Source organism: Hymenobacter convexus (assembly GCF_030580955.1).
Lineage (GTDB): Bacteria > Bacteroidota > Bacteroidia > Cytophagales > Hymenobacteraceae > Hymenobacter.
Map to the genome: position 1 here is coordinate 239,300 of NZ_JAUQON010000006.1, position 23,321 is coordinate 262,620.

A 23,321-nucleotide genomic window follows, 5' to 3' on the forward strand; every position below is an offset into this window, starting at 1 on the left:
ATGAGAAAAGCGTAGTTTTTAGCGCTGGCCCAGGTTGTGCAGCCCGGCGCCGGTGAGGGTGGCCCGGGCACTGTCGCCGAACTGGGTGCGCAGGTTAGCAATGCCGCCGGCATCGAGCTGCAGCTGGCCTTCGCTCTGCACGCTCAGGTAGGCGGCGGCTATGCGGTTGCTGTTTTCGATGCGCAACACGGGGTGGCTGCCGGGGCTGTGGCCGGCCTCGGCCCGCAGGAAGCCCAGCTGGTTGCGGGCCAGCTCTACCTGGGTGCCGTGGTCCTGCTGCACGTTCAGGCTGTCCTGGTGGAAGCCCTCAATGCGCAGGGAGACGCCGGTGTGGTGCTTTTCAGTCACGGGCTTGCCGTTCATCAGGTAGGTCCCGGTGGCAGTGAGCTTGGCCAACTGGGGCAGGCTGATGGTCAGGTTCTGGCGGCTGTTCAGCGACTGCCGGTCCTCGGGGAAAACCAGCGCAATGGTCAGGCGCTGGCCCTGCTGGGTCAGTTTCACATACTTTTCGGCGGCTTTGTTCAGGCGCACGCTATAGGGGCCAGCCACCACTTTCAGGCCCACCACGTTGGCCGCCTGCAGGTCGATTTCGGTAAAATCCTTGAAATTGAGGGCCACGGTGTCGTACATGGGGTCCTTATAGGTGCCTTTGCGGAACTCGGCGCGCAGGCCCATGTTGTAGGCCGTGAGGGAGCCCAGCAGCAGCAGCAGGGCCGCCAGCAGCCATTTATTACTGGTTTTCATTGTCCGTTGGAAGTTGCGGTGGGAATGGAAAGACTGGCCGGTTGCCCGGCTTTGAACTCGGTGTAGCGCTGCTCCAGCTCTTCGAGGCTGATGTCGAGCAGGAAAATGGTTTTGAACACTTCGGGCAGTTCCTGCTCCAGGAAGCGCGCCCGGCGCATCTGCTTGACTTTCTGGCCGGCATCGGGGGCCACGAAGAAGCCGATGCCGCGCTTGTTGTACACCACGCCCTGGTTTTGCAGGTATTCGTAGGTCCGCATCACCGTGTTGGGGTTCACTTGCAGCTCGCTGGCTAGGTCGCGCACCGAGGGGATTTTGTCGTCGGGCGGCCACTGCTGGCGCAGGATTTTTTCGCTCACGTACCCGGCTATCTGCAGGTAAATGGCTTCGTTATCGCGGAATTCCATGGGGATTTATGAAGATTAAAGCTGCTTTTCCGTCACGCGGAAATACGAGGCCGCCCACAGCAGCCCGGCCAGCAGCACGGGCACCCAGGCCATCCAGGTGGCTTGGTTTTCGGGCAGGCTAATAGTGTAAAACTGCTGCCCATTCGCGAACACCACGCCCGTGAATGGCGGGGCCGGGCGCAGGTCGGCCGAGCCCACCAGCACTTTAAGCACTTGGTGGTTCAGCACCGAGAGCACACCCATCAGCAGCAGCACGGCAAACGCGGTTTTGATGAAGTGCCCTTTCTCAAAATAGATGGCGCCCCACAGGCCCACGCCGTTCAGCAGCAGCAGAAACCAGAGCACGGACACGATATTTTCGCGGACCGAAGCGGCGAAGATGTTCACCACTTCCGGCGCTTGCCCCGGCGCGGCCCCGGCGTGCACCACCGCCACGTCGGCCAGGTAGAACAGCGGCGTGAACACCAGCAAAAAAATCGGCAACGAGTAGAGCCAGGCCACCAGCCATTTCTCGAAGTGCGAGGCCGGCAACAGCAGCGCCACCGAAGCCCGCCGCCGCTCGCCAAACTGCGCAAACACCGTGCTGGCGAATACAACCCCGCCGGCCAGCAGAAACAGCATAAAGAAAATACCCTGCGCCATGACGCTGGGGGCGCTTTTTTGCAGGTAGGTGAGCAACCCCATCACCACAAACATGAGGCCCAGGCCCACGGCCGCCGTGAGGAGGTAGGCCGGCAGGTGCTCGGCCGTGTGCCGGCCAAACAGGCGTGCGAAACGCGGAAAGCTGAAGGTTTGGTTACTGGACGGACGCATGGCTGGGCTGGTTGAGGTAGGAATAGAGTTTAGCGGCGTTCGCGTCGGTGAGGGCGTTGAAGAGCAGCTCCAAATCGACGCGGCTGTAGGCGCCGGTGTCGTTGGGCCGGATGGCCACCGGCCCGCGCACCGACATGCCGGTGTGGAAGGCGCCCGGCGCCTCGGCCTCCGGGCCCGTGGCGAAGGTGAGCCGCTCGGCCAGCTGGTCGATTTCCTCGTTGAGCACGATTTCGCGGTTGTGCACCACCACCACCGTGTCAATCAGGCTTTCGAGGTCGCGCACCTGGTGGGTTGAAATCACCATGCAGCGCTCCTCGCTCAGAGCCGAGGCCAGGATTTTGCGGAACTGCACTTTGCTGGGGATATCCAGCCCGTTGGTGGGCTCGTCGAGCACCAGCAGGCCGGTGTTGGCGGCCAGCGCGAAGGCAATCATGAACTTCTTCTGCTGGCCGTGCGAGAACTTGTTGAGCTTGGCCCCGCGCGGCACCTCCAGCTCCTGCAGGTACTCATACAGTTGCTCGGCGTTGAAGCGCGGGTAGAAGCCGGCCGTGTGCGCCACAAACTGCTCGGCCGTGAGGGCCGGCGCATACACTTCTTCGGGCAGGAAAAACAGGTCTTCCAGCACCTCGGGCCGGCGGGCCGAAGCCGGTTGCTCGTCAATAAGGCAGGTGCCGGTCCAGGGGAAGGCCAGCCCCACAATGTTCTTGAGCAGCGTGGTTTTGCCCGCCCCGTTCTTGCCCAGCAGCCCGTAAATGTGGCCGCGGTCGAGCGAGAGGTTGAGGTTTTGGAAGAGCGGGACCCGCCGGGAGTACCCAAAATCGAGGTTTCGGATGCGCACCATGTGCTTGTTGTTTTAGTGTACTAATTATCTAGCACACCACAAACATAAGCGGACGTTTTGCATCTGCGCAAACTTTATTTTTCAGACGGCACGAAAAAGCCCTTTCCAATGAAAAAAGGGCTTTTTGCAGTTAGAAATTTACTTAGCGCATTGTAATAAGGTCATGCTGAGCGCAGTCGAAGCATCTCTACCGCTTCGTTGCAGCGATTGGATTACTCCTGCGGTAGGGATGCTTCGACTGCGCTCAGCATGACGTTCAAATAGGCACTACAACCCCCTAAAAGCTCGCCAGAATGAGGTTGCGTCGCTCATCGTACTCTGCTTCCGTGATGAGGGCTTGCTCCAGCAGGCATTTCAGGGCGCGTAGTTCCGTCAGGGTGGCATTGGGGCCGGTGCCGACGGTGGCTTTCTGCCTTCTGCCCACAATGGCCAGCCGGTTGCGCCGGGCGCAGTGGCTACAGGTATCGCCCAGCACGATGTGGCCACGTTCGCAATACTTGGTTTGCATAAAATATCTGGCTGCTAACGAAACTTCAAATATCCAAGGGCCGCGTAGGACGATGCGAAGGTCAAAAATTTCTTTTTCTTTGTATAGAATCTACCATTCTTGCCGTGCCTCGCCTTCCCCTCCCCTTGCAAACCGCGCTGCGTGAGGCCGTAGCGGCCCGTTTTGGCCAGCCGCTGCGCTACCCCAGCCACTGCGATGCCCTCGAACTGGAGCTGCAGCAGAACGCCGCCACCGCCGGCCGCCGCCTGAGCCCCAGTACCCTGCGGCGCTTCTTTGGCTTGGTTGATAAAGACGGCGGCTACCACCTGCACACCCTCGACACCCTAGCCCGCTACGCCGGCCACGCCGACTTTGCCGCCTTCGGCCAGTCGGTTTCGGGCTTGGCCATGAAGGAAACCACTGTTCCGGGTGCGGCTATCGACATCCCCGAACTGCTGGCCATGGAGCAGCTGGCCTACCCCGAGCGCCTGCTGCTGGGGTATTTTCTGGGCCGCATCACGCGGCCGGCCCAGCCCGGGGGCCCGGCCGCGCCGCTGGCGCTGCAGTTGGCAACCCACCCGGCGGGCCAGGAATTCTACGTCGAATCGTTCGTGGACCTGGCCCACCTCACCGGCGCGTTTGGCGAAGTGCTAACTACTTACCTCCAGCACAAGCACACGCCCGAGGCCCAGCTTTTCGGCCACGCGGCCCTGTTTCTGGCCGAATTTCTGGCTCAGGACGAGCCGGCCTGGCGCCGCCGCCTAGCCGTGGTGCGGGAGTTGCCGGTGCCGCCCGAAGTCCACGCTTTCCCCCGGGGCCGGCGGGCGTTTGCCGAAATCGTGACGGCCTGGCACGACGCGCCCGACGGCGTGGTGCCCGCCGAACTTCTCTTCCAGATACGCAAGGAGGCCGCCAGCGTGCCGCGCACCGTGGTGCCCCAGGCCCCGCTGCCGGCGTTTTACAACCTGTTTCCGGCCGGCTACCACTTCTTTGTGGCCGAGGCGCTGTTTCTCACCGGCCAGTTTCCGGCGCTGCTCGACTGGCTGGCGTTCACCAACCGCGAGTTTCCCGACCTGGCCTGGCTCGAAACCAACGTATTCGACCAGTTGCTGCGGGCCTTCCAGGCCGTGGCCGAACTGCGCACCGGGCTCATCAGCGCCCGCGCCCCGCACCTGCACTCCCTCTTCAACCTGGAAACCAACAGCTGGCTGCTCGACTATTTCCAGGTCCACATCTGGCTGGTGGAACTGCACTTCGCCGTAGGCACCGATGCGGCCGAAGAAACCCGGCTGCGCAGCCACATCAAGGAGTTTGCCGCGCTGCACGGCATGCCGCTTTTTGAGCGGGTGGCGGAGGGAATTGGGGCGGTTTAAGTCATTGCTGCCTCTTCCTAGTTGTATTCACGAACTCGCAGCAGGCCAGCAAGCCGGGCAGCAGGGTGAAGGTGGCGGCGGCTTTGCCCGCGCCGTTGCAGCCGGCCAGGAGGTAAAGGGTTTTCATCAGTCTATGTCGGGCATACCCAAATGAAAATCCGCAGGATTGGCCGCTTGGAAAATTCGCTGCCAATCGGCTAATGAAACTGCCCTTTCGTCCGTCACATCGTCAAATACTATCCAACACCCTGCCTGTTGCGAAAGAGAATTAAGTTGCTGAATGGTTTGTTCGTCCACGAATTTGAAGCCGTATCGCGCTGGGTCATGTAGCACCATGTGCCACAGTGCATACTCCAAACCATCCATCCAACCGGCCGCCTAACCCTCTTCCGAGATGTCACTCATCAAACTTGCGAGTGCTTGCTGCTGCTTATTCAAGTCGTAGTACATCGTCGGTAATTGTAACTAAACCTCACACCTGAATAATCCCCACGTTATACGCCTTCTCAATGGGCGCATGGTTGGCGGCCGCAATGCCTTCCGAAATCACCTTGCGGGTTTCCAGCGGGTCAATCACGGCGTCGACCCAGAGGCGGGCGGCGGCGTAGTAGGGCGAGAGTTGCTCCTCGTAGCGGGCCTTGATGCGGTCGAGCAACTCCTTTTCGGCTTCGGGGGTAATGACTTCGCCTCTGGCTTTGAGGGAGGCTACCTGGATTTGCAGCAGGGTGTTGGCGGCGGCCGCGCCACTCATTACGGCCAGTTGGGCGGTGGGCCAGGCCACTATGAGGCGCGGGTCGTAGGCCTTGCCGCACATGGCGTAGTTGCCGGCCCCGTAGCTGTTGCCCACGATGACCGTGAACTTGGGCACCACCGAGTTGCTCATGGCATTCACCATCTTGGCGCCGTCCTTGATGATGCCGCCCTGCTCACTCTGGCTGCCCACCATGAAGCCCGACACGTCGTGCAGAAACACCAGTGGGATGCGCTTCTGGTTGCAGTTCATGATGAAGCGCGCCGCCTTGTCGGCCGAGTCGGAGTAGATGACGCCGCCCATCTGCATGCCGGTTTTCTTGCTCTTCACGATTTTGCGCTGGTTGGCCACGATGCCCACGGCCCAGCCATCAATGCGCGCCAGCCCGCAAATAAGCGTCTGGCCGTACAGGTCCTTGTAGGGCTCGAATTCGGAGTTATCGACCAGCCGGTTGATGATGTCCATCATGTCGTAGGGCTTCACGCGGTCCGACGGCAGCAGGCCGTAGATTTCCTGCTCGTCCTGTGCCGGCTTGGCTGGCGTAGCGCGGCTGAAACCGGCCGTGGCCTGCCCGCCCATCTTGTCGAAGATATTGCGGATGTGCGTTAGGCACTCCTCGTCGGTATCGAACTTGTAGTCCGTCACGCCCGAGATTTCGGAGTGCATGCTCGCGCCGCCCAGTGCCTCGTTATCAATGCTTTCGCCAATGGCCGATTTCACCAGATACGAGCCGGCCAGGAACACCGAGCCCGTGCCGTTCACAATCATGGCCTCGTCGGACATGATGGGCAAATACGCCCCACCGGCCACGCACGGCCCCATAATGGCCGAAATCTGCACGATGCCCATGCTGCTCATTACCGCGTTGTTGCGGAAGATGCGGCCGAAATGCTCCTTATCGGGGAAAATCTCGTCCTGCATGGGCAGGTACACCCCGGCCGAGTCGACGAGGTAGATAATCGGCAGCTTGTTCTCGATGCTGATTTCCTGGGCGCGCAGGTTCTTCTTGGCGGTGATGGGGAACCACGCGCCGGCCTTTACGGTGGCATCGTTGGCCACCACCACGCACTGCCGCCCGGCCACGTAGCCGATAACGACGACCACGCCGCCGCCGGGGCAGCCGCCCTCCTCCTTATACATGCCTTCGCCCGCGAAAGCGCCAATCTCCACCTGCGCCGCGCCCTTATCGAGCAGGTATTCAATCCGCTCGCGGGCGGTGAGCTTGCCCTTGGCCTTGTGGGCTTCGATGCGCTTTGGGCCGCCGCCGAGGGCGACTTTCTGGAGCTTTTGGGTGAGGTTGAAGCTGAGTTGCTTGAGTTGGTCTTCGTTGCGGTTGAACTCGACGTTCATAAGAAAAGCGGGTGGGAATTTGGTGGGAATCGGCACAAAAAAATCCGCCCGAAGGCGGATTTCAAAGGTACGGCGGGCTATCAGAACGTTGCCTAAAACTCGGCTGTCATCCTGAGCGCAGCGAAGGACTTTATCACGTCCGCAGCCCGTAGTTACTGCAAACTGTTCAGACGTGATAAGGTCCTTCGCTGCGCTCAGGATGACAGCCGAATGGTTTACTTAACCGTCGTCTTTTTCTCCGTTTCCACCACGCTGCCGTTGGGCTTGGTCGTGGTGGTTTCTACCTCGGTTTTCTTCTTGCTACCGCCACCGCCAAACACCGAGAAGTGTACGTAGCGCTTGGGGTTGGCCTTCAGGTCCATCAGCAGGTCGTTGGAACTGGCGGTGGTGGCGGCCAAGTTGTTGTAGAGCGTGGAGTCGTGCAACAGGCGGCCCATCGAGCCTTTCTGGTCGCTGAGAGCGGTGTTGAGGCTTTGCACGGTGGTTTGGGCATCGGCCAAGGTAGAGTTGAGGCGGCGCAGAGCCGGTCCCACGGGCGCAGCTTTCAGCGAGTCAGACAATTGGCCAAAGTTCACGGCGATGCGGTCAAGCTTGCTGGTCGTCTTATTTAACGCCGTGCTCATCTGCGCTAGGTTGCGGGTGATGAGCGCCACGTTGGCCTGGTTGGCGATGATAAGCTTCTGCAATGCCTCGGTGCTGGCGCGGGCGCCGAGCAGCGTGCCCTGGATATTGCTCTGGGCGTCCTTGTTCAGGAAGCCGTTGATGTGGGCCAGCGTGGCGCCCACGGTGTCGAGCACGGGCAGGGCTTTGGCCTGAAAGGCGTCGATGCTGCTGATGGCCGACTTGGTGCGCAGCTCCTCGCCGCCGCTGAACTCCTTGGTGTTTTTGCCCATAAACAGCGTGATACTCTTCGAGCCCAGCAGCGAGCCGCTGAGGCCGGCCGTGGTGGAGTCGCCCACGGTGATGCCTTTTTCCAGTTCCAGGGTGGCGCGCACGGTGTTGCCCTTTTCGGGCTGCAACTCCAGGTTTTTCACCTGCCCTACCTTGATGCCGTTGAGCAGCACCTGGGCGCCCACCGTCAGGCCGTCGGCCGAGGGATACACCGCGTAGTAAGTGCGGTCATTGGAAAGCAGGTTACTGCCCTTCAAGAAGTTATAGCCTATGACCAGGGCAGCAATGGCGACGATGGCCAGCAGCGCCACTTTTATTTCTTTAGACACGTGTCGAGGTATTGAGTGATAAATGGAGGAATAGGCCGATGCGCTTGACAACCTACGAGAGCCAGCCGCCAAAAGGTCGGTCGGGGGCGAAAGAGTAGCCCCGACCGTAGCCCCCGGAAGCTACCCGCCTTCGAGCTCGCGCTTGTATTCGCGGAACGCGCGGTAGATGCCCGCGGCCATATACGATTGATTGGCTTTGTCGTTCAAATACTGCTCCTCGGCCGGGTTGGTGAGGAAGCCGGATTCGATGAGCACCGAGGGCATGGTCGATTTCCAGAGCACGATGAAACCGGCCTGCTTCACGCCGCGGCTGGGGCGTTTCACGCTGGTGCGCAGCTGCCGCTCCACGCGCTGGGCAAAGCGCAGGCTGTTGGTGATGTAGGCCGACTGAAACAGCGAGAACATGATGTGGCTCTGGGGCGAGTTCGGGTCGAAGCCGTTGTAGCGGGTCTGATAGTTTTTTTCCTGCAGGATAACCGAGTTTTCGCGCTGGGCCACGCCCAGGTTGGCGGTGGTTTTGTGCAGGCCCATGGTCCACACCTCGGTGCCGTGGCCGGCGCTGGGGCCGGCGTTGCAATGCACCGAGATGAACAGGTCGGCGTGGTTGCGGTTGGCAATGGCGGCGCGCTCGTCGAGCTCCACAAACACGTTGGTTTTGCGGGTGTACACCACCTTCACATCGGGCAGGTTGTCCTCAATTTGCTTGCCCAGGGCCAGGATGATGCCCAGGGCCACGTCGGCCTCGCGGGCGCTGGCGCCGGCGCAGCCCCGGTCCTTGCCGCCGTGGCCGGCGTCGAGCACCACGGTGCGCAGGCGGTAGCGGTCGGGCGAATCGGGCGCCGCCGCGGGGGCCGGGTCGGGAGCGTCACGGGTGGAGTCGGCCGTGGTCTGGGCTTTCGCTTTCCACTCGCCGCTGGCGGCGCCCAAAAGCAGAAGGGCGGCGCTGGCCAGGATGACAATAATCCGCACGTTGTTCGTTGAAGAGGCGGTAGCGACCTGCTACCTTTGTAGAAGCCCCAAAAGTAAACGAATTAACCGCTACTATACTTTGCCTGCTAGGTTTAGCCTTCGTCCCGAAGCCGGGTTTCGGCCCCGGCCGCTCTGCCTGACGGCGGCGCGGCTTCGCCCTGGCGTGCTAGGGTGCCTCTTTCTACTGTTGTTCGGCCTCGCAGGTTCGGCCTGGGGCCAGACGGTGCAGCCCACGCCCAAAAAGACCCAGCGCAAGGCCAAAATCCAGGCCCGCAAGGCCCGGGCCCGCGCCATTCGGCAGGCGCCCACCACGCCGGGCGTCGATTCCAGCACCGTGGCCACGCCGCGGCGCGGCGCCACGGTGGCCCCGGCCAAGCCCGGCCAGCGGCCCGCCTCGGCCCCTACCCCGCCGGTGCGCAACATTTCGGCCGACCCGCGCGACCCCGTGGGGCCGCCGCCGCCCGGCGTGCGCAACACCGGCCAGTCGCGCGTGCCCGGCGCCTCGCACCAGCCCGTGCCCGACACGCTGGCCCCGGGCGGCACCGCCCGGCAGCGCGGCACGGCGCCCACCGACACCAGCGGGCTGGTGAACGGCGTGCGCGGCAACGGCGACTCCTTGCAAGTGGCTGCCCGGCCCAAAGGCCAGATTTCCACCACCATCACCTACACGGCCAAGGACTCTATTCAGTTCGACGTGCCCAAAAAGATTGCGCGGCTGTATGAAAGCGCCAGCGTGGTGTATGGCCAAACCGACCTGAAAGCCGCCCTCATCACGGTGAACTACGGCAACAACACCATGCAGGCCGAGGGCCGGCAGGATACGGTAAAAAACAAGCGGGTGGGCACGCCCATCCTCACCGACAACGGCCAGAAATACCAGGCCCGCAGCATTGCCTACAATTTCAAGAGCAAGAAAGCCAAGGTGACCGAGGCCGTGACCACCCAGGGCGAAGGCTACGTGGGCGCGCAGGTTATCAAGCGCCTGCCCAGCGGCGAAATCAACGGCCTGATGGGCCGCTACACCACTTGCAACCTGGAACACCCGCACTTTTACATTCAGGCCAAGAAGATGAAGGTGATTCCGGGCGATAAGGTGGTGACCGGGCCGTTCAACCTCGTCATTGGCGACGTGCCCACGCCGCTGGGCTTTCTGTTTGGCTTCTTCCCGACGCCGAACCGGAGCCGGGGCTCGGGCGTGCTAATTCCGACCTTCGGGCAGGCCGCTGACCGGGGCTACTACCTCACCAACGGCGGCTATTATTTTGCGCCGAACGACTACATCGGCGTGCGCCTGACCGGCGACATCTACGCCGGCAACGCCGACACCTTCGGCGGCTGGGGCGCCACGGCCGACGTGAGCTACCTGAAGCGCTACACTTACCAGGGCAACTTCAACTTCCGCTTCTCGACGCGGCCCAGCAACCAGATTCTGACCCAGGATGCCGTGGGCGTGGGCCAGACCTACATTCGGCCGCCGGCCGCCAACTCGTTCTGGATTACTTGGAACCACACGCCCCAGGCCAAGCCCGGCGGCGGCCGCTTCTCGGCCAGCGTGAACGCGGGCACCAGCAGCTACAACCAAATCAATAGCCTCGACGCCCGGCGCTACCTGTCCACGCAGTTCAGCTCGAGCATCAGTTACTCGAAGCAAATCCGCAACTCGCCCGTCAACTACGACGTGCGCCTGAGCCAGAGCCAGGGCACCGACGGCCGCATGACTTTCACGCTGCCCGACATCAGCGTGGGCGTGGCCCGGCAATACCCTTATCAGTGGTTCGGCATCAAGCCCGGCCAGGGCGGCAAGTTGGGGGCGGCCACCTACGAGCAGTTCACGCTGAGCTACAACCTGACGGCCCGCAACGAGGTGAGTAACGTCATCGGCGCCCGCACGCTGGCCAACGGCCTGCCCCTGCTGGGCGGCACCACCACCGATACGCGCATTCCGTTCAGCTTCGCCACCCTGGGCCGGCTGCTGCAAAACTCCAACAACGGCATGCAGCACCAGTTCGGCATCGGGCTGGGCTCCTACAACCTGGGGCCGCACGTCAAACTCAGCCCCTCGGTGAGCTACAGCGAGGTGTGGTACGCCAAGAGCCTGAAATACGTGTACAGCCCCGTAGCCCAGGCTGTGCGCATTGACACAACCTATGGCTTCAACCGCCTGAATACCTACTCCGCCTCGGCCAGCCTCAACACCACCATCTACGGCACGGTGGTGCGCCGGGGTACGCACAAGATTCAGGCCCTGCGCCACAAGATGACGCCCAGCCTCAACTACACCTTCGCGCCCAACCTGCGCACCGAAGACCGGTTCCCGCTGGGCTCGTCGGTGCTAAACGGGTACGTCGACCAGTTTGGGCGGAAGCTCGACAATCGCATCACCGCCGACGCATTACTGCTCAATAACTACACGTTCGACAACTACCAGAGCTTCCTCTACGGCACGCCTGGCGGCACGGCGCAGAGCCAGATTTCCTTCAGCCTGCAAAACGCGGTGGAAATGAAAATCCGCGACTCCAACGACACCACTGGCCTCAACCCGTTCAGGAAATCCAACCTCATTGAAGGGCTCGACTTCAACATCGGCTACAACTTCAATGCACCCGGCGACACCCTCAAACTCACGCCGCTGGGCGTGAACTTCCGCACCCAGATTGCCAAGAAGCTGAACCTGAACAGCAACGCCAGCTTCATCGCCTACCAGCGCGACGCCAACGGCCGCGTCATCAACAAGTTCCTGTTCGAATCGGACCCGCGCAAGCTGCTGCGCTTGTCGTCGGCCAGCTTCGGGGCCACCTACAGCTTCAACCCCGCCACGGGCAAGAAGAAAAGCACCGTTCCGCGCGCCGTGGCCCCGTCCAACGACCCCACCCTGGGCACGGTGGGCCCCACCAACTACTACGCCGACTACGTCGATTTCGACATTCCGTGGGAGCTGGCCCTCACCTACGCGGCTGGCTACACCACCAACACGGCGCCGCTCACGGCCGAGTACATCCGGGCCAACGGCCGGCCGCCCATTCTGGCCCTGAACACGGTGGGCGTCACGGGCTCCGTCAAGCTCACCGAGAACCTGCGCCTGAGCTACAACCTAGGTTACGACATCACCAACCAAAGCGTGACGTACCCCAACATCACCTTCTTCCGCGATTTGCACTGCTGGCAAATCAACGGCACCTGGATTCCCTTCGGAATCACGAAGGGCTACAATTTCACCATTGCGGCGAAGAGCAGTTTATTGCAGGATTTAAAGATTAATCGGAACCGCTACGCGCAGTTCCAGTAGGGCCGGTTTCGTTCGCAGAGGGATTGGCCGCGTTGGCGGGGCGGGGCATCGTGTTGGACGCCATTGCCGGCACGGCCGCTGGCCAGTTGGTTGTTTTGAAAACGTTCTGTTTTCCGCAACTGCCATGAACCCCTTCTTCCTCCGCGTGCTGCTGGCCGCCGATTCGGCCCGCGAAGCCGCTGCCCTTGAGCACTACCTGCACGATGCCGGCCACGAAGTGGTGCGCGTGGAGGCCCGTAGCGACGCTGCCCTCAAAGCCGCCCGCCTGGTCCATCCCGACCTGGTGGTGCTCAGCGCCCCCCAGCCCGGCGGCCCCGGCGAGGAGGGCCTGGCCGAAGCCCTGGCGCGCCACGTGCTGGCACCCACACCCATCATCGTTGTGACGGACCCAGCCGAGTTGCCCAGCCTGCTGGCGCGGCAAATACCGTCCGCCAGTTGGCCCAGCCATTCCGAAGCCTCGTCGCTGCCCGAAGCGGCCATCGACCCCGAAGCCGGGGAAGCGGCGTAAGCGGCCGCTTGGTTTGAATGCCTTTTTTTCTGGCGAATAATTCAGCCCCTGTGCTTCGGCCAGGGGCTTTTTGTGGCTGTGGCGTGCCGGGTAACGAAATTGTTGCCAGCTTTGCCCCGCCAAACGGCCCCCTCACCCCAACCACTGCCGTTTGGCCCATCCCCATGTCCCAGCACAAGGAAGTCAAACTCATCACCACCCACCAGATGCTCGCCATGAAGCAGCGGGGGGAAAAAATTTCCATGCTCACGGCCTACGACTACTCGATGGCCCAGATTCTCGACGGCGCCGGCATCGACGTGCTGCTCGTCGGCGACTCGGCCTCCAACGTCATGGCCGGGCACGAAACTACCCTGCCCATCACGCTCGACCAGATTATTTACCACGCCCAGGGCGTGGTGCGGGCCGTGAAGCGCGCGTTTGTGGTGGTTGATATGCCCTTTGGCTCCTACCAGGGCAACTCCAGCGAGGCCCTGCGCTCGGCCATCCGCATTATGAAGGAAAGCGGCGGCCACGGCGTCAAGCTCGAAGGCGGCGCCGAAGTGAAGGACAGCATCATCCGCATCCTCACGGCCGGCATTCCGGTGATGGGCCACTTGGGCCTCACGCCCCAGTCCATCTACAAATTCGGCACCTACACCGTGCGCGCCAAGGAAGAAGCCGAGGCCCAGAAGCTGCTCGAAGACGCCCGCCTGCTGCAGGAAATCGGCTGTTTCGGGTTGGTACTGGAGAAAATTCCGGCCTCCCTGGCCAAGCAAGTAGCCGAGGAGCTGACCATTCCGGTCATCGGCATCGGCGCCGGCCCCGACGTGGACGGCCAGGTGCTGGTGGTGCACGACATGCTGGGCCTCACCAAGGAATTTAAACCCCGCTTCCTACGCCGCTACGCCGAGTTGCACGACATCATGACCGAGGCCGTGCAGCACTACGTAGCCGATGTAAAAAACCGCGAATTTCCGAGCAAAGAGGAAGGTTACTAGTTTAATAGCCGTGCCTAAAGGCACAGGAAAGGCCGGGGCCGACGCACGTTTTTGTGCGTCGGCCCCGGCCTTTTTTTATTTTCTTCAAGCATATATCAATTATTCCATTCACTTCGTTAGCTTTGCCAATCAAAGAACTTCGTGATTAAATAAAACATGGGCCCTTTCGCCGCCTTCCCCACCCGCCAGAATTCCTCCAGCAGTTGGGCAATCAGCATCAAGCTCGTCATCATTTCGGTGCTGCTGGTGCTGCTGCTCATCCCCTCAAACATGGTGGAAGGCCTGATAACCGAGCGCGCCGAAAACCGCGACGCGGCCACCGCCGAAATCAGCAGCCAGTGGGGCGGGCCGCAGTTGGTGCTGGGCCCCGTGCTGGTGCTGCCCTACACGGTGCGCTCGCAAAGCGAAAAGGGCGTGATAACGGAGGAAACCCGCTACCTCAGCCTGCTGCCCGATACCCTGGCCACGACAGGAACCCTGGCGCCCGAGCGCCGCCACCGCGGCATCTACGAGGCGGTGGTGTACCGGGCAGGCTTGCGTGTGCGGGGGGCGTTTCAGGCGCCGCCGCTGGCCGACCTGGGCGTGCCGGCCGGCGATGTGCGCTGGTCCGAAGCCTTTGTGGCCGTGGGCATTTCCGACATGAAAGGCATCCGCAACGGTCTGGCGCTGAATTGGGACGGCCGTAGCCACCCCTTCGAGCCCGGCGTGCCCAACGCCGCGGTGCTGCCCGCGGGCAGCGCGCCCACCGTTTCCACGCAGTTCAGCACGGTGCTGAACGAGCGGCGGCGCTACTCCAAGTACCAGGGCGACGACGATGAACGCAACAGCGGCTCGGCCACCAATGGCCTGAACGTGGCCATTCCGATGCCCGACGAGGCCGCCCTCACCCGCCGCCACACCTTCTCCTTCGACCTCGACCTGAACGGCAGTACCGGCCTGCTGCTGGCGCCCCTCGGCCGCCAAACCACCCTGCACCTCAGCGCTCCGTGGGCCGACCCGAGCTTCATCGGGGCCTTCCTGCCCACTCGCCGCACCCTCACCGGCAAGGATTTCACGGCCGACTGGCAGGTACTGCACCTCAACCGCAACTTCCCCCAGCACTGGCGCACCGACACCGACCGCCCCGCCGTAGACGAGTCGACCTTTGGCGTGCGCCTGCTGGTGCCCGTGAACGAATACCAGAAAACCATGCGCGCCGCCAAATACGCCCTGCTGCCGCTCACCCTCACTTTCCTTATTTTCTTCTTTGTGGAGGTGCTCACGCGGCGGCGGTTCCACCCGTTTCAATACATTCTGGTGGGGTTGGCGTTGGTTATTTTCTACGTGCTGCTGCTGGCCCTGGCCGAGCAAATGCCCTTCAATGCCGCCTACGGCCTGTCGGCGCTGGTGATTGTGGGCCTCGTGACGAGTTACGCGGCGGCCAGCTTCCGGCAGCGGCGCCTCACGCTGGTCACGGCCGGCGTGCTCACGCTGGTGTACGCCTTTATTTTCGTAGTGCTCCAGCTGCAGGATTACGCCCTGTTGGTGGGCAGCCTGGGCCTAGTAGTGGTGCTGGGCGCGGTGATGTTCCTCTCGCGCAACGTAAACTGGTATAACCCCGCGCCCGAGTTGCCGGCTGCGCCTGAGCTGCCCGGCGACGTGTCGGCAGTGGCTTGAGCCGCTCCGGTTTCGCTTCCGCGCGGCGTTGTATCTTCGCGCCAGCAAAAGCAAGAGCGGAGCGCCCGGTGAGTGTGGTCTGATGACGTGCGGAAGCCCCCGAGGGGCCCCTGGCCCGCTCCTGCTCCCTCTCAACCTCCCGCCCCCGCCGCGTGAATCGACCAAACCTCTGGTCTGAAGGCAGAGAAATTCTGTTCGAAGACAACCACCTCCTCGTCATCAACAAGCCCGCCGGCATCCTCGTGCAGGGCGACGCCACCGGCGACGAGCCCCTCTCCAAAAAAGCCGCCGAGTACCTCCGTTTCAAGTACAAGAAGCCGGGCGAGGCCTTCGTGGGCGTGTGCCACCGCATCGACCGGCCGGTGTCGGGCATCGTCATTCTGGCCAAAACCAGCAAGGCCCTGAGCCGTCTGAACGAGATGTTTCGGGACGACAAGATTCACAAAACCTACTGGGCCCTCACCGGCAAGCCGCCCATCCCCGAAAGCGGCACGCTCATCCATTGGCTGGTGAAGGACACCGTGCGCAACGTAACCAAGGCCTACCCCACCGCCCACGGCCAGGGCCTGCGTTCCGAGCTCAAATACGAGCTGCTAGGCCCGGCCGGCAACCGCTACCTGCTCCAGGTAAATCCCGTAACGGGCCGCCCCCACCAGATTCGGACCCAGTTGGCCACCGGCCTGAACACGCCCATCGTGGGCGATGTGAAGTACGGTTTCATCGCCCCACTGCCCGACGTGAGCATTGCCCTGCACGCCCGCCAGCTGCAGCTGCAGCACCCCGTCACGAAAGAAGCCCTGACCTTCACCGCGCCCCTACCCGATGCCCCGCACTGGGACGCGGCCCGCGCGTTTTATCAGGAAGCGTAGGCATTCGTCATCCTGAGCGCAGCTTCTACCCTGCGGCCAAAGGTGCAAGATTTTGGCCTTCCGGGACTGAAAATCCAGCTGCCTTCGCATAGGCCGTAATTTTGCGTTCATACCACTGAACCTAAGCGTCGGCGTTTTGCTTGTGCGGTCAGTTCAGCTTTAGCAACCTTTATGGCGATTCTCGTTTTCTTCATTGCCCATTACTACCTCTCGCTGTTCACGCAGACGTTTTACCTGCACCGTTATGCGGCGCATAAAATGTTTACAATGAACAAGTTTTGGGAGAAGTTCTTCTTCCTCTTCACCTACCTCTGCCAAGGCAGCAGCTTCCTCTCGCCCCGGGCCTACGCGCTGCTGCACCGCATGCACCACGCCTACTCCGACACTGAGCTGGACCCGCACTCGCCCCACTTCTCGAACAATGCGTTCGATATGATGTGGAAAACCAAGGTGATTTACAACGACGTGGTGAACCACAACCACGAGGGCGCCAAGCGCTTCGAGGGCGACATTCCGGAGTGGAACTGGCTCGATAAGTTTGGCGGCACGGCATATTCGCGTCTGGGCTGGGGCACGGCCTACGTGCTGTTTTACATCAACTTTGCCACGGCCTGGTGGCAGTACCTGCTGCTGCCCATCCACTTCCTGATGGGCCCCATCCACGGCGCCATCGTGAACTGGGGCGGCCACAAATACGGCTACCAGAATTTCGACAACAACGATAAGTCGATGAACACGCTGGCCCTGGATTTTCTCGCCTTCGGCGAGCTGTTCCAGAACAACCACCACAAGCTGCCCATGCGCGTCAACTTCGGCGTGAAGTGGTGGGAATTCGACCCGACCTACGTCGCCATCTGGGGTCTCGACAAGGTGGGCATCATCAAGGTGAAGCGCAAAAACATGAACCTGAACACGATTTCCAAACAGGTTCGGACCAAACGCGAGGCCGTAGCTGCGTAAAAACACGTTTGTCATCCCGAGCGCAGCGAGGGACCTTATTACGAGTGAACAATTTGTTCCAACGTGATAAGGTCCTTCGTTGCACTCAGGATGACAGATGAAGCACAAGTAGGCATGACTGAGTTGCTAAAAAGATTCAGCACCACCGGCTAAAAAAGAGTGAGTTGGGGGAAAGAAGATTTGTCGTTCATTTGCGACTTCATCTTCTTTCCCCTTCTTTTTTTTATGAAAAAATTGGTTCTCTTCCCGGCCGTTATCCTGATGGCTGCCTTCTCTTCCGCCTTCCGCCCAGCCCCTGCCGCCGATGACGACATGGCCACCGTGTGCATCTACCGTGGCGGCCAGTTCATGGGCGCCCTCGCCAACTACGCCGTGTACGTCAACGGCCAAAAAATCTGTAAGCTCAGCAACGAGCGTTACATTGAGTACAAAGCCAAGCCCGGCAAGCTCGACATCATGGCCAAAAACGGCGGCGTGGAGGTTTTCAAAAAAGAAACCGGCCTGGAGCTGACCGTGGAGGCTGGGCACAAATACTACGTGCGCGGCGACATCAAAACCAGCATCACCCGGGCCCGCATGGAGCTCTCGGAAGTGACCGAGAACACCGCCAAGCGCGACATGGCCAAGCTCACGCCCGACAACTGCCAGCAGGCCGACAGCAAATAGCCTTGTGCGCAGGGCGGCTTTTTTGTACCGACGCTAGCTAATGCCCTGAACAAACGCTACCTTTGCACTCCCAATTTCGGGAAACCCTCACCAGACGCACGAGTTGCGTCGCACAACCCCACCGGTTTATGGCAGTTAAAATCCGCCTCGCCCGCCGTGGCCGCAAGAAGGCCGCGACTTACGACATCGTAGTAGCTGACGCTCGCGCCCCGCGCGACGGCCGTTTCATCGAGAAACTCGGCACCTACAACCCCCAAACCAACCCCGCCACCATCAACTACGACGCCGACCGCGCGTTCTACTGGATGATGACCGGTGCGCAGCCCACCGACACCGTTCGGGCCATGCTTAGCTACCGCGGCGTGCTCTACCGTCGTCACCTGCAGCTGGGTGTCGACAAGGGTGCCATCACCCAGGAAGTGGCTGACCAGCGCTTCAGCGCCTGGAAAGAAGAGAAAGATGCGAAGATTGAAGGTAAGCGCACCGGCCTCGTTGATGCCAAGGCTACCGCCAAGAAAGCTGCTTTCGACGCCGAAACCAAGGTGAAAGAAGCCCGCGCCGAAGCGCAGCGTCAGAAAGCTGCTGCTTTGCTGGCTGCTAACGCCCCCGCTCCGGCCGCTGAAGAAGCTACCGAGGCTCCGGCCGAAGAAGCTACCGAAGCTGCTGCCGAGTAGTTTTTAGGTTTCTGAAAACCGAAAGCGTTTGGGAGTTGTGAGCCGGACCGGCTGGCAACCCCCAAACGCTTTTTCGTTTCCCCTCTCCCCGCCATGACCCTCGACGAAACCTATCAGCTCGGCTATATCCTCAAAACGCACGGCCTGCGCGGCCACGTTGCCGCCCACTTCGACGTGGACGACGTAGCCGACTACCTCAAGCTCAAGACGGTGTACCTCACGCTGCCCGGCGCCCCTACTAAGCTGGTGGAGCACAAAGTAGAGAAGGTGCAGCCCCAGTCCGGCAACAAAGTGCTGCTCAAGCTGAAAGGCATCGAGCGTATCGAGGAAGCCGAGCTATTACGCGGCTCCCAATTACACCTGCCCCTGGCCGCCCTGCCCGAACTGGAAGACGACCAGTTCTACTTCCACGACGTTATCGGCTTCACCGTGGTCGATGAAAACCTGGGCGAACTGGGCACCGTGGAGAACTTCTACGAGTTGCCTCAACAGGACATGCTGGCCATGCGCTACCAAGGCCAGGAAGTGCTGATTCCGGTAGTAGACGAGCTGGTGAGCCACGCCGACCACGCCAAAAAGCAGGTCTACGTAAACCTGCCCGACGGCTTGCTCGACGTGTACCTCAAGCCCAGCACCCGCCAGCAAGACGAAGCCGACGAGGCAGAGTAGCGCGGACTTTGTAGTTCGCGAGTGCCTGAACGCCAAATGAATTGAACGACTCGCGGACTACAAAGTCCGCGCTACTTGCATGAGAATCGACATCCTCACCTGCCTGCCGGAGCTGCTGGTCAGCCCCTTTGCCCATTCCATCGTGAAGCGGGCGCAGGACAAGGGCCTGGCCGAAATCCACGTGCACCAGCTGCGCGAGCACGCCATCAACAAGCACGGCCAGATTGACGACTTTGTGTTTGGCGGCGGCGCGGGCATGGTGCTGCGCGTGGAGCCCATTGCCGCGTGGATGGACGCGCTGCAGGCCGAACGTCCCTACGACGCCATCATCTACCTCACGCCCGATGGCGAGACGCTGCGCCAGCCGCTGGCCAATCGCCTGTCGCTGATGCAGAACATCATCATGCTCTGCGGCCACTACAAGGGCATCGATGAGCGCATCCGTCAAACCTACATCACCCACGAAATCAGCGTGGGCGACTATGTACTGAGCGGCGGTGAGCTGGGCGCGGCCATCCTGGTCGATGCCGTGGTGCGGCTGCTGCCCGGCGTGCTGGGCAATGAGGAGTCGGCGCTGTCCGATTCTTTTCAGGACGACCTGCTGGCGCCGCCCGTATACACCCGCCCGGCCGAATGGCGCGGCCAAGCCGTGCCCGACATTCTGTTATCGGGCAACACGCCCAAAATTGAGGAGTGGCGGCACGAGCAGGCCCTGGCCCGCACCCAGCAGCGCCGCCCCGATTTACTTCAGTAGCGCAGGCTTCCGCTTGCGACCAATCGAATTAACAGCAAATCAAGGAACAAGCTGAAGGTTGTTCTGGCAATGACTTGCTATCATCACCGGAAAGCGCTATCTTTGCGCTCCGTTTCGTAAAATACTAATTCCCGACGGCGGCGCCGTCTTTCGCAATTTTCTCAGCCATGAGCGTACTACTTGACTTTATCCAGGCCGAATCGCAGGAGCGCCGCGCCAGCTTCCCCGACTTTGCCGCCGGCGACACCATTAACGTGCACGTGAAAATCCGCGAGGGTGCCAAGGAGCGCATTCAGCAGTTCCAGGGCGTGGTGCTGCAGCGTCGCAACCCCAGCTCGAACGGCGAAACCTTCACCGTGCGCAAGATTTCGAACCAAATCGGCACTGAGCGTATTTTCCCCCTGCTGTCGCCTAACATCGAGAAAATCGAGGTAGTGCGTCGCGGTAAAGTGCGTCGCGCCCGTCTGTTCTACCTGCGCGGCCTGTCGGGCAAACAAGCTCGTATCAAAGAGCGTCGCTTGAACGTGGTGGCCAAGGCTACCGCCTAAGCTCCGCCGCAGCCCATCAGCTGCCTATAAAACAAAAAGCCGGCCCCACGCGTGGGGCCGGCTTTTTTGGGTTTACCATCCGGCAAGCAATAACCTTCCGGATGCTTTGCCAAATGCCTAGCTATGCGACGAAAAGTCCTGCGGCAGGCTGCCGTCCACTTCCACCGAGCTGCCTTGCAGCTGCTGGGCCACGGCCGTGAGGACTTCGCCCAGTTTGGTTACGCGGGTAGCCGTATTCACGTTTTCGGCGAAATTGGCGGCCTGGGTGGTGCCGGTGCCCAAGCGGGCCAGCAGCGGAGCAATGACATTCACGTCGAGCGTGCCGCTGCCGAAGTGGGCCTTCAGGGCCTGCAGGTCGACCACCAACTGGTGCAGGGCCGGGTTGTTGGCTTCCTTCAGGTCTTCAATCCAGCGCTGCAGCTGGTTGTCGAGGCCGGCTTTTTCGGTGGTAGCGGCGAGGTCGCCGGTGAGCAGGTGAATGGCGCCGTCGAGGTGCACTTGGTGCTGCGAATCTTTCTTTTCCATGGGTGGGGTGTTGTTGGTAATCGGTGGGCAACGGCGGCGCTTGGCGTGCCGCCGTTCTTGCCAACGTAGCAAAGCCCCCGGGGGTTGGCCCCAGGGCCCAAACAAAAAGCCCCGCCGGAGTTGGCGGGGCTTTTTGTTTGGGCCCGAAAGCAGCGTTGCGTTTACTCAATCTTGTTCATGCGGTCTTTCACGGCTTCCAGGGCCACGCGCATGCTCACAATGTCGCCGCGGGCGGCTTCCTGCTCTTTCAAGTTGGCATCGATGAGGTTGTTGAACTGCTGCAATTCGGCCGCGTTGGCCGCCAGCATCTGCTGGATTTCAATTTTGCGCGCTTTGTTCTTCTCGATGTCTTTCTTGATGGTTTCAGCCTTGGTAATCACCGCCATGTGGTTGTTTTGCGAGGCAACGAGGGCGCGCTCAGCTTCCGCAATCTGCGACACCAGGTCTTCGCGGTACATCATGCGGGCGAAGTCCTTGAGGTACTTTTCGGCCGACTTCCACTGCACCGGCGTTTTGTCTTTAGCCAAGTAGGCGTTGCCCAAGTCGATGCTCCACCACACGGTGGTGCCGGTGGGCGTGGCATCTACTTTTGAAATGACCCGAATGGGGGTAGGTGCAATTTCTTCGATGATGACGCCGTCCATCGTCACCACGCCTTTCGTGTTCTTTACCTTGCTGCCAAACTTGTCGTTCAGCTGCTTCAGCCAAGCCGCTTCCACGCGCTTGTTATCGAGCTGCATGCTCACGCGCTGGCCCGTGCGGGGCACGTTGCCGATTGACATATCGGCCTCATCCACAGGGGATTTCTGAGCATAAACGCCCAGTGTAGCCAAGCATACAAGAAGTAAGATGAGTAGGCTTCGTTTCATGGTAATAATAACTTAATGAGAACTTTAAAGATGGCCTGTGCAAAGGGTTAAGACGTCAGTGTCTTTTTCCGGTTTTTCAAATTTAAGACCTTTCTTTCATGCAAATTCTTTTCCCAAGGATTTTTTTAGGAATAATACTGTTTTTATTATTTTAGTACAACTCATAATCCGTTAAGTATACGAATTAACAATAGGCCAATTCGTTGAATGCTTCGGATGTTCTTGCCAATCGTAACAAAGGCTGGTGCGTGTGAGTTGTAAGGCCCTATGCAAATCACCGTTTGCCGTACCGAGCACTTTAATGCCGCCCACCGCCTGCACAACCCCGCGTGGAGCGACGAGCAAAACCAGCGGGTTTTCGGGCTGTGCAACAACCCCAACTACCACGGCCACAACTACAACCTGACTGTGCGCCTGACCGGCCCGGTCGACCCCGAAACGGGCTATGTGTACGACCTGAAGCGCCTGAGCGACCTTATTAAGCACGAGGTGCTTAACCGCTTCGACCACCGCAACTTAAACCTCGATACGGAAGAATTCCGTACCCTGAACCCCACGGCCGAAAATATCGCCGTGGTCATTTGGCAGCGCCTGCGGCCACATCTGGACGCCGGCCTGGCCTTATCGGTCACCCTCTACGAGACGGACCGTAACTTTGTAGAATACCATGGATAATCCTTCCGGGCCGGCCCCGGCAACCGATTCGCACCTGCCCACGGGCCTGCGCACCCCGCTCCGCGACGACGCATTCGCGCGCAGCGATGAGGAGAAAATTGCGGCCATCAGCGGCCATTTCGAGGCCATTATGCGGGAGCTGGGCCTCGACCTGACCGACGACAGCCTGGCCGGCACCCCACGCCGGGTGGCCAAGATGTACGTGAAGGAATGGTTTAAGGGCCTTGACCCGGCCAACCGACCGGAAGTGCGCATGTTCGACAACCGCTACGACTACCACCAGCTGCTGGTGGAGCGCGACATTACGCTGTTTTCGTGCTGTGAGCACCATTTTGTGCCCATCATCGGCAAAGCGCACGTGGCGTACCTGCCGGGCAGCCACGTGGTGGGCCTGAGCAAGCTCAACCGAGTGGTGCAGTATTACGCGCGCCGCCCACAGGTGCAGGAGCGCCTCACGCGCCAGATTGCGGAGGAGCTGAAGCAAAGCCTGGGCACCGACGACGTGGCCGTGCTCATCGAAGCCGACCACCTCTGCGTGATGAGCCGCGGCGTGAACGATACCAGCAGTTCGACTCTGACCAGCGAATACAGCGGCCGCTTTGCCACTGACGAAGCGTTGCGTAACGAGTTTCTGCGGCAGATTGGGAAGTAAGGAAGGTGTGGTTTAGGTTTGGCGGGCGGGGCTGTGGGCCCGGTTCGATGTTGGTGCAGAGCAGCGGTTTTACTTTTG

The 23,321-nt window shown here is 61.0% G+C and carries 25 protein-coding genes; 14 read left to right on the forward strand and 11 right to left on the reverse strand.

Features of this window, described 5'->3' with window-relative positions; translation table 11 throughout:
• Nucleotides 1–18 precede the first annotated feature (18 nt).
• From Q4S41_RS14715 to Q4S41_RS14735, 5 genes are all read right to left on the reverse strand, one after another.
• A complete protein-coding gene (locus Q4S41_RS14715; protein ID WP_305031881.1) occupies nt 19–744 on the reverse strand; it encodes a hypothetical protein in 726 nt (241 codons plus the stop codon).
• On the reverse strand, nt 741–1,148 hold the full coding sequence (locus tag Q4S41_RS14720) for a GntR family transcriptional regulator (RefSeq protein WP_305031882.1): 408 nt from the start codon (nt 1,146–1,148) through the stop codon (nt 741–743). Before Q4S41_RS14720 ends, Q4S41_RS14715 begins: the two co-directional genes overlap by 4 nt.
• Nucleotides 1,149–1,163: 15 nt before the next feature.
• Nucleotides 1,164–1,961 carry a hypothetical protein gene (locus tag Q4S41_RS14725; RefSeq protein WP_305031883.1) on the reverse strand — a complete coding sequence of 266 codons (798 nt, stop codon included), beginning with the start codon at nt 1,959–1,961 and terminating at the stop codon, nt 1,164–1,166.
• Nucleotides 1,945–2,802 carry an ABC transporter ATP-binding protein gene (locus Q4S41_RS14730; protein ID WP_305031884.1) on the reverse strand — a complete coding sequence of 286 codons (858 nt, stop codon included), beginning with the start codon at nt 2,800–2,802 and terminating at the stop codon, nt 1,945–1,947. The genes Q4S41_RS14725 and Q4S41_RS14730 overlap by 17 nt, the downstream gene beginning before the upstream one ends.
• A 277-nt stretch (nt 2,803–3,079) precedes the next feature.
• A complete protein-coding gene (locus tag Q4S41_RS14735; RefSeq protein ID WP_305031885.1) occupies nt 3,080–3,310 on the reverse strand; it encodes a hypothetical protein in 231 nt (76 codons plus the stop codon).
• A gap of 104 nt (nt 3,311–3,414) precedes the next feature.
• On the opposite strand from Q4S41_RS14735, the gene Q4S41_RS14740 reads away from it, so the two are divergent.
• Complete coding sequence (locus Q4S41_RS14740) at nt 3,415–4,662, forward strand: hypothetical protein (protein WP_305031886.1); 1,248 nt, start codon at nt 3,415–3,417, stop codon at nt 4,660–4,662.
• A 1-nt stretch (nt 4,663) separates the two neighbouring features.
• On the opposite strand, the gene Q4S41_RS14745 is transcribed toward Q4S41_RS14740, so the two are convergent.
• The 4 genes from Q4S41_RS14745 to Q4S41_RS14760 all read right to left on the reverse strand — a co-directional run bounded on the left by Q4S41_RS14745 (nt 4,664) and on the right by Q4S41_RS14760 (nt 8,796).
• Nucleotides 4,664–4,789: a hypothetical protein gene (locus Q4S41_RS14745; protein ID WP_305031887.1), complete on the reverse strand. Its 126-nt coding sequence runs from the start codon at nt 4,787–4,789 to the stop codon at nt 4,664–4,666.
• Nucleotides 4,790–5,134: 345 nt separating this feature from the next.
• The gene (locus tag Q4S41_RS14750) at nt 5,135–6,763 is read right to left on the reverse strand and encodes an acyl-CoA carboxylase subunit beta (protein WP_305031888.1); all 1,629 of its coding nucleotides are present in this window, start codon (nt 6,761–6,763) and stop codon (nt 5,135–5,137) included.
• Nucleotides 6,764–6,978: 215 nt separating this feature from the next.
• Nucleotides 6,979–7,983, reverse strand: a complete 1,005-nt coding sequence (locus Q4S41_RS14755) for an MlaD family protein (RefSeq protein ID WP_305031889.1) — start codon at nt 7,981–7,983, stop codon at nt 6,979–6,981.
• A 120-nt stretch (nt 7,984–8,103) separates the two neighbouring features.
• Nucleotides 8,104–8,796, reverse strand: coding sequence for an N-acetylmuramoyl-L-alanine amidase family protein (locus Q4S41_RS14760; RefSeq protein WP_305032009.1), 693 nt, complete (start codon nt 8,794–8,796; stop codon nt 8,104–8,106).
• Nucleotides 8,797–9,139: 343 nt separating this feature from the next.
• Between Q4S41_RS14760 and Q4S41_RS14765 the strand changes: the two genes are divergently transcribed.
• The 11 genes from Q4S41_RS14765 to rplS all read left to right on the forward strand — a co-directional run bounded on the left by Q4S41_RS14765 (nt 9,140) and on the right by rplS (nt 20,522).
• Nucleotides 9,140–12,238 carry a putative LPS assembly protein LptD gene (locus Q4S41_RS14765; protein WP_305031890.1) on the forward strand — a complete coding sequence of 1,033 codons (3,099 nt, stop codon included), beginning with the start codon at nt 9,140–9,142 and terminating at the stop codon, nt 12,236–12,238.
• Between the two features lie 124 nt (nt 12,239–12,362).
• A complete protein-coding gene (locus Q4S41_RS14770) occupies nt 12,363–12,746 on the forward strand; it encodes a hypothetical protein (RefSeq protein ID WP_305031891.1) in 384 nt (127 codons plus the stop codon).
• A 164-nt stretch (nt 12,747–12,910) separates the two neighbouring features.
• Nucleotides 12,911–13,726, forward strand: a complete 816-nt coding sequence (gene panB / locus Q4S41_RS14775; RefSeq protein ID WP_305011618.1) for a 3-methyl-2-oxobutanoate hydroxymethyltransferase — start codon at nt 12,911–12,913, stop codon at nt 13,724–13,726.
• Between the two features lie 156 nt (nt 13,727–13,882).
• Nucleotides 13,883–15,382, forward strand: a complete 1,500-nt coding sequence (gene creD, locus Q4S41_RS14780; RefSeq protein WP_305031892.1) for a cell envelope integrity protein CreD — start codon at nt 13,883–13,885, stop codon at nt 15,380–15,382.
• Between the two features lie 152 nt (nt 15,383–15,534).
• Nucleotides 15,535–16,251 carry an RluA family pseudouridine synthase gene (locus tag Q4S41_RS14785; RefSeq protein WP_305031893.1) on the forward strand — a complete coding sequence of 239 codons (717 nt, stop codon included), beginning with the start codon at nt 15,535–15,537 and terminating at the stop codon, nt 16,249–16,251.
• 171 nt (nt 16,252–16,422) lie between these two features.
• Nucleotides 16,423–17,211: an acyl-CoA desaturase gene (locus tag Q4S41_RS14790; protein ID WP_305031894.1), complete on the forward strand. Its 789-nt coding sequence runs from the start codon at nt 16,423–16,425 to the stop codon at nt 17,209–17,211.
• Between the two features lie 225 nt (nt 17,212–17,436).
• The gene (locus Q4S41_RS14795; protein WP_305031895.1) at nt 17,437–17,877 is read left to right on the forward strand and encodes a DUF2846 domain-containing protein; all 441 of its coding nucleotides are present in this window, start codon (nt 17,437–17,439) and stop codon (nt 17,875–17,877) included.
• Between the two features lie 128 nt (nt 17,878–18,005).
• The gene (locus Q4S41_RS14800) at nt 18,006–18,551 is read left to right on the forward strand and encodes a 30S ribosomal protein S16 (protein WP_305031896.1); all 546 of its coding nucleotides are present in this window, start codon (nt 18,006–18,008) and stop codon (nt 18,549–18,551) included.
• 93 nt (nt 18,552–18,644) lie between these two features.
• On the forward strand, nt 18,645–19,220 hold the full coding sequence (rimM, locus tag Q4S41_RS14805) for a ribosome maturation factor RimM (RefSeq protein WP_305031897.1): 576 nt from the start codon (nt 18,645–18,647) through the stop codon (nt 19,218–19,220).
• Between the two features lie 79 nt (nt 19,221–19,299).
• Nucleotides 19,300–19,974, forward strand: a complete 675-nt coding sequence (trmD, locus tag Q4S41_RS14810) for a tRNA (guanosine(37)-N1)-methyltransferase TrmD (protein WP_305031898.1) — start codon at nt 19,300–19,302, stop codon at nt 19,972–19,974.
• Nucleotides 19,975–20,141: 167 nt separating this feature from the next.
• Entirely contained in the window at nt 20,142–20,522 is a 381-nt protein-coding gene (gene rplS, locus Q4S41_RS14815) for a 50S ribosomal protein L19 (protein ID WP_305031899.1), read from the forward strand.
• A 117-nt stretch (nt 20,523–20,639) separates the two neighbouring features.
• Here rplS and Q4S41_RS14820 read toward each other — a convergent pair whose 3' ends face one another.
• Together Q4S41_RS14820 and Q4S41_RS14825 are read right to left on the reverse strand one after the other, a co-directional pair.
• Nucleotides 20,640–21,047, reverse strand: a complete 408-nt coding sequence (locus Q4S41_RS14820; RefSeq protein WP_305031900.1) for a hypothetical protein — start codon at nt 21,045–21,047, stop codon at nt 20,640–20,642.
• Between the two features lie 161 nt (nt 21,048–21,208).
• Entirely contained in the window at nt 21,209–21,916 is a 708-nt protein-coding gene (locus tag Q4S41_RS14825) for a hypothetical protein (protein ID WP_305031901.1), read from the reverse strand.
• Between the two features lie 267 nt (nt 21,917–22,183).
• Between Q4S41_RS14825 and Q4S41_RS14830 the strand changes: the two genes are divergently transcribed.
• The gene (locus Q4S41_RS14830; protein ID WP_305031902.1) at nt 22,184–22,591 is read left to right on the forward strand and encodes a 6-pyruvoyl trahydropterin synthase family protein; all 408 of its coding nucleotides are present in this window, start codon (nt 22,184–22,186) and stop codon (nt 22,589–22,591) included.
• The gene (gene folE, locus Q4S41_RS14835) at nt 22,584–23,243 is read left to right on the forward strand and encodes a GTP cyclohydrolase I FolE (protein ID WP_305031903.1); all 660 of its coding nucleotides are present in this window, start codon (nt 22,584–22,586) and stop codon (nt 23,241–23,243) included. The genes Q4S41_RS14830 and folE overlap by 8 nt, the downstream gene beginning before the upstream one ends.
• Nucleotides 23,244–23,321 lie beyond the last annotated feature (78 nt).

Excerpts from the sequence above, each read along its gene's own strand:
- Q4S41_RS14715 (WP_305031881.1), bottom strand. The coding sequence starts at position 744 with ATGAAAACCAGTAATAAATGGCTGCTGGCGGCCCTGCTGCTGCTGCTG.
- Q4S41_RS14720 (WP_305031882.1), bottom strand. The coding sequence starts at position 1,148 with ATGGAATTCCGCGATAACGAAGCCATTTACCTGCAGATAGCCGGGTAC.
- Q4S41_RS14725 (WP_305031883.1), bottom strand. The coding sequence starts at position 1,961 with ATGCGTCCGTCCAGTAACCAAACCTTCAGCTTTCCGCGTTTCGCACGC.
- Q4S41_RS14730 (WP_305031884.1), bottom strand. The coding sequence starts at position 2,802 with ATGGTGCGCATCCGAAACCTCGATTTTGGGTACTCCCGGCGGGTCCCG.
- Q4S41_RS14735 (WP_305031885.1), bottom strand. The coding sequence starts at position 3,310 with ATGCAAACCAAGTATTGCGAACGTGGCCACATCGTGCTGGGCGATACC.
- Q4S41_RS14745 (WP_305031887.1), bottom strand. The coding sequence starts at position 4,789 with ATGAAAACCCTTTACCTCCTGGCCGGCTGCAACGGCGCGGGCAAAGCC.
- Q4S41_RS14750 (WP_305031888.1), bottom strand. The coding sequence starts at position 6,763 with ATGAACGTCGAGTTCAACCGCAACGAAGACCAACTCAAGCAACTCAGC.
- Q4S41_RS14770 (WP_305031891.1), top strand. The coding sequence starts at position 12,363 with ATGAACCCCTTCTTCCTCCGCGTGCTGCTGGCCGCCGATTCGGCCCGC.
- panB (WP_305011618.1), top strand. The coding sequence starts at position 12,911 with ATGTCCCAGCACAAGGAAGTCAAACTCATCACCACCCACCAGATGCTC.
- creD (WP_305031892.1), top strand. The coding sequence starts at position 13,883 with ATGGGCCCTTTCGCCGCCTTCCCCACCCGCCAGAATTCCTCCAGCAGT.
- Q4S41_RS14790 (WP_305031894.1), top strand. The coding sequence starts at position 16,423 with ATGGCGATTCTCGTTTTCTTCATTGCCCATTACTACCTCTCGCTGTTC.
- Q4S41_RS14795 (WP_305031895.1), top strand. The coding sequence starts at position 17,437 with ATGAAAAAATTGGTTCTCTTCCCGGCCGTTATCCTGATGGCTGCCTTC.
- Q4S41_RS14800 (WP_305031896.1), top strand. The coding sequence starts at position 18,006 with ATGGCAGTTAAAATCCGCCTCGCCCGCCGTGGCCGCAAGAAGGCCGCG.
- rimM (WP_305031897.1), top strand. The coding sequence starts at position 18,645 with ATGACCCTCGACGAAACCTATCAGCTCGGCTATATCCTCAAAACGCAC.
- trmD (WP_305031898.1), top strand. The coding sequence starts at position 19,300 with ATGAGAATCGACATCCTCACCTGCCTGCCGGAGCTGCTGGTCAGCCCC.
- rplS (WP_305031899.1), top strand. The coding sequence starts at position 20,142 with ATGAGCGTACTACTTGACTTTATCCAGGCCGAATCGCAGGAGCGCCGC.
- Q4S41_RS14820 (WP_305031900.1), bottom strand. The coding sequence starts at position 21,047 with ATGGAAAAGAAAGATTCGCAGCACCAAGTGCACCTCGACGGCGCCATT.
- Q4S41_RS14825 (WP_305031901.1), bottom strand. The coding sequence starts at position 21,916 with ATGAAACGAAGCCTACTCATCTTACTTCTTGTATGCTTGGCTACACTG.
- Q4S41_RS14830 (WP_305031902.1), top strand. The coding sequence starts at position 22,184 with ATGCAAATCACCGTTTGCCGTACCGAGCACTTTAATGCCGCCCACCGC.
- folE (WP_305031903.1), top strand. The coding sequence starts at position 22,584 with ATGGATAATCCTTCCGGGCCGGCCCCGGCAACCGATTCGCACCTGCCC.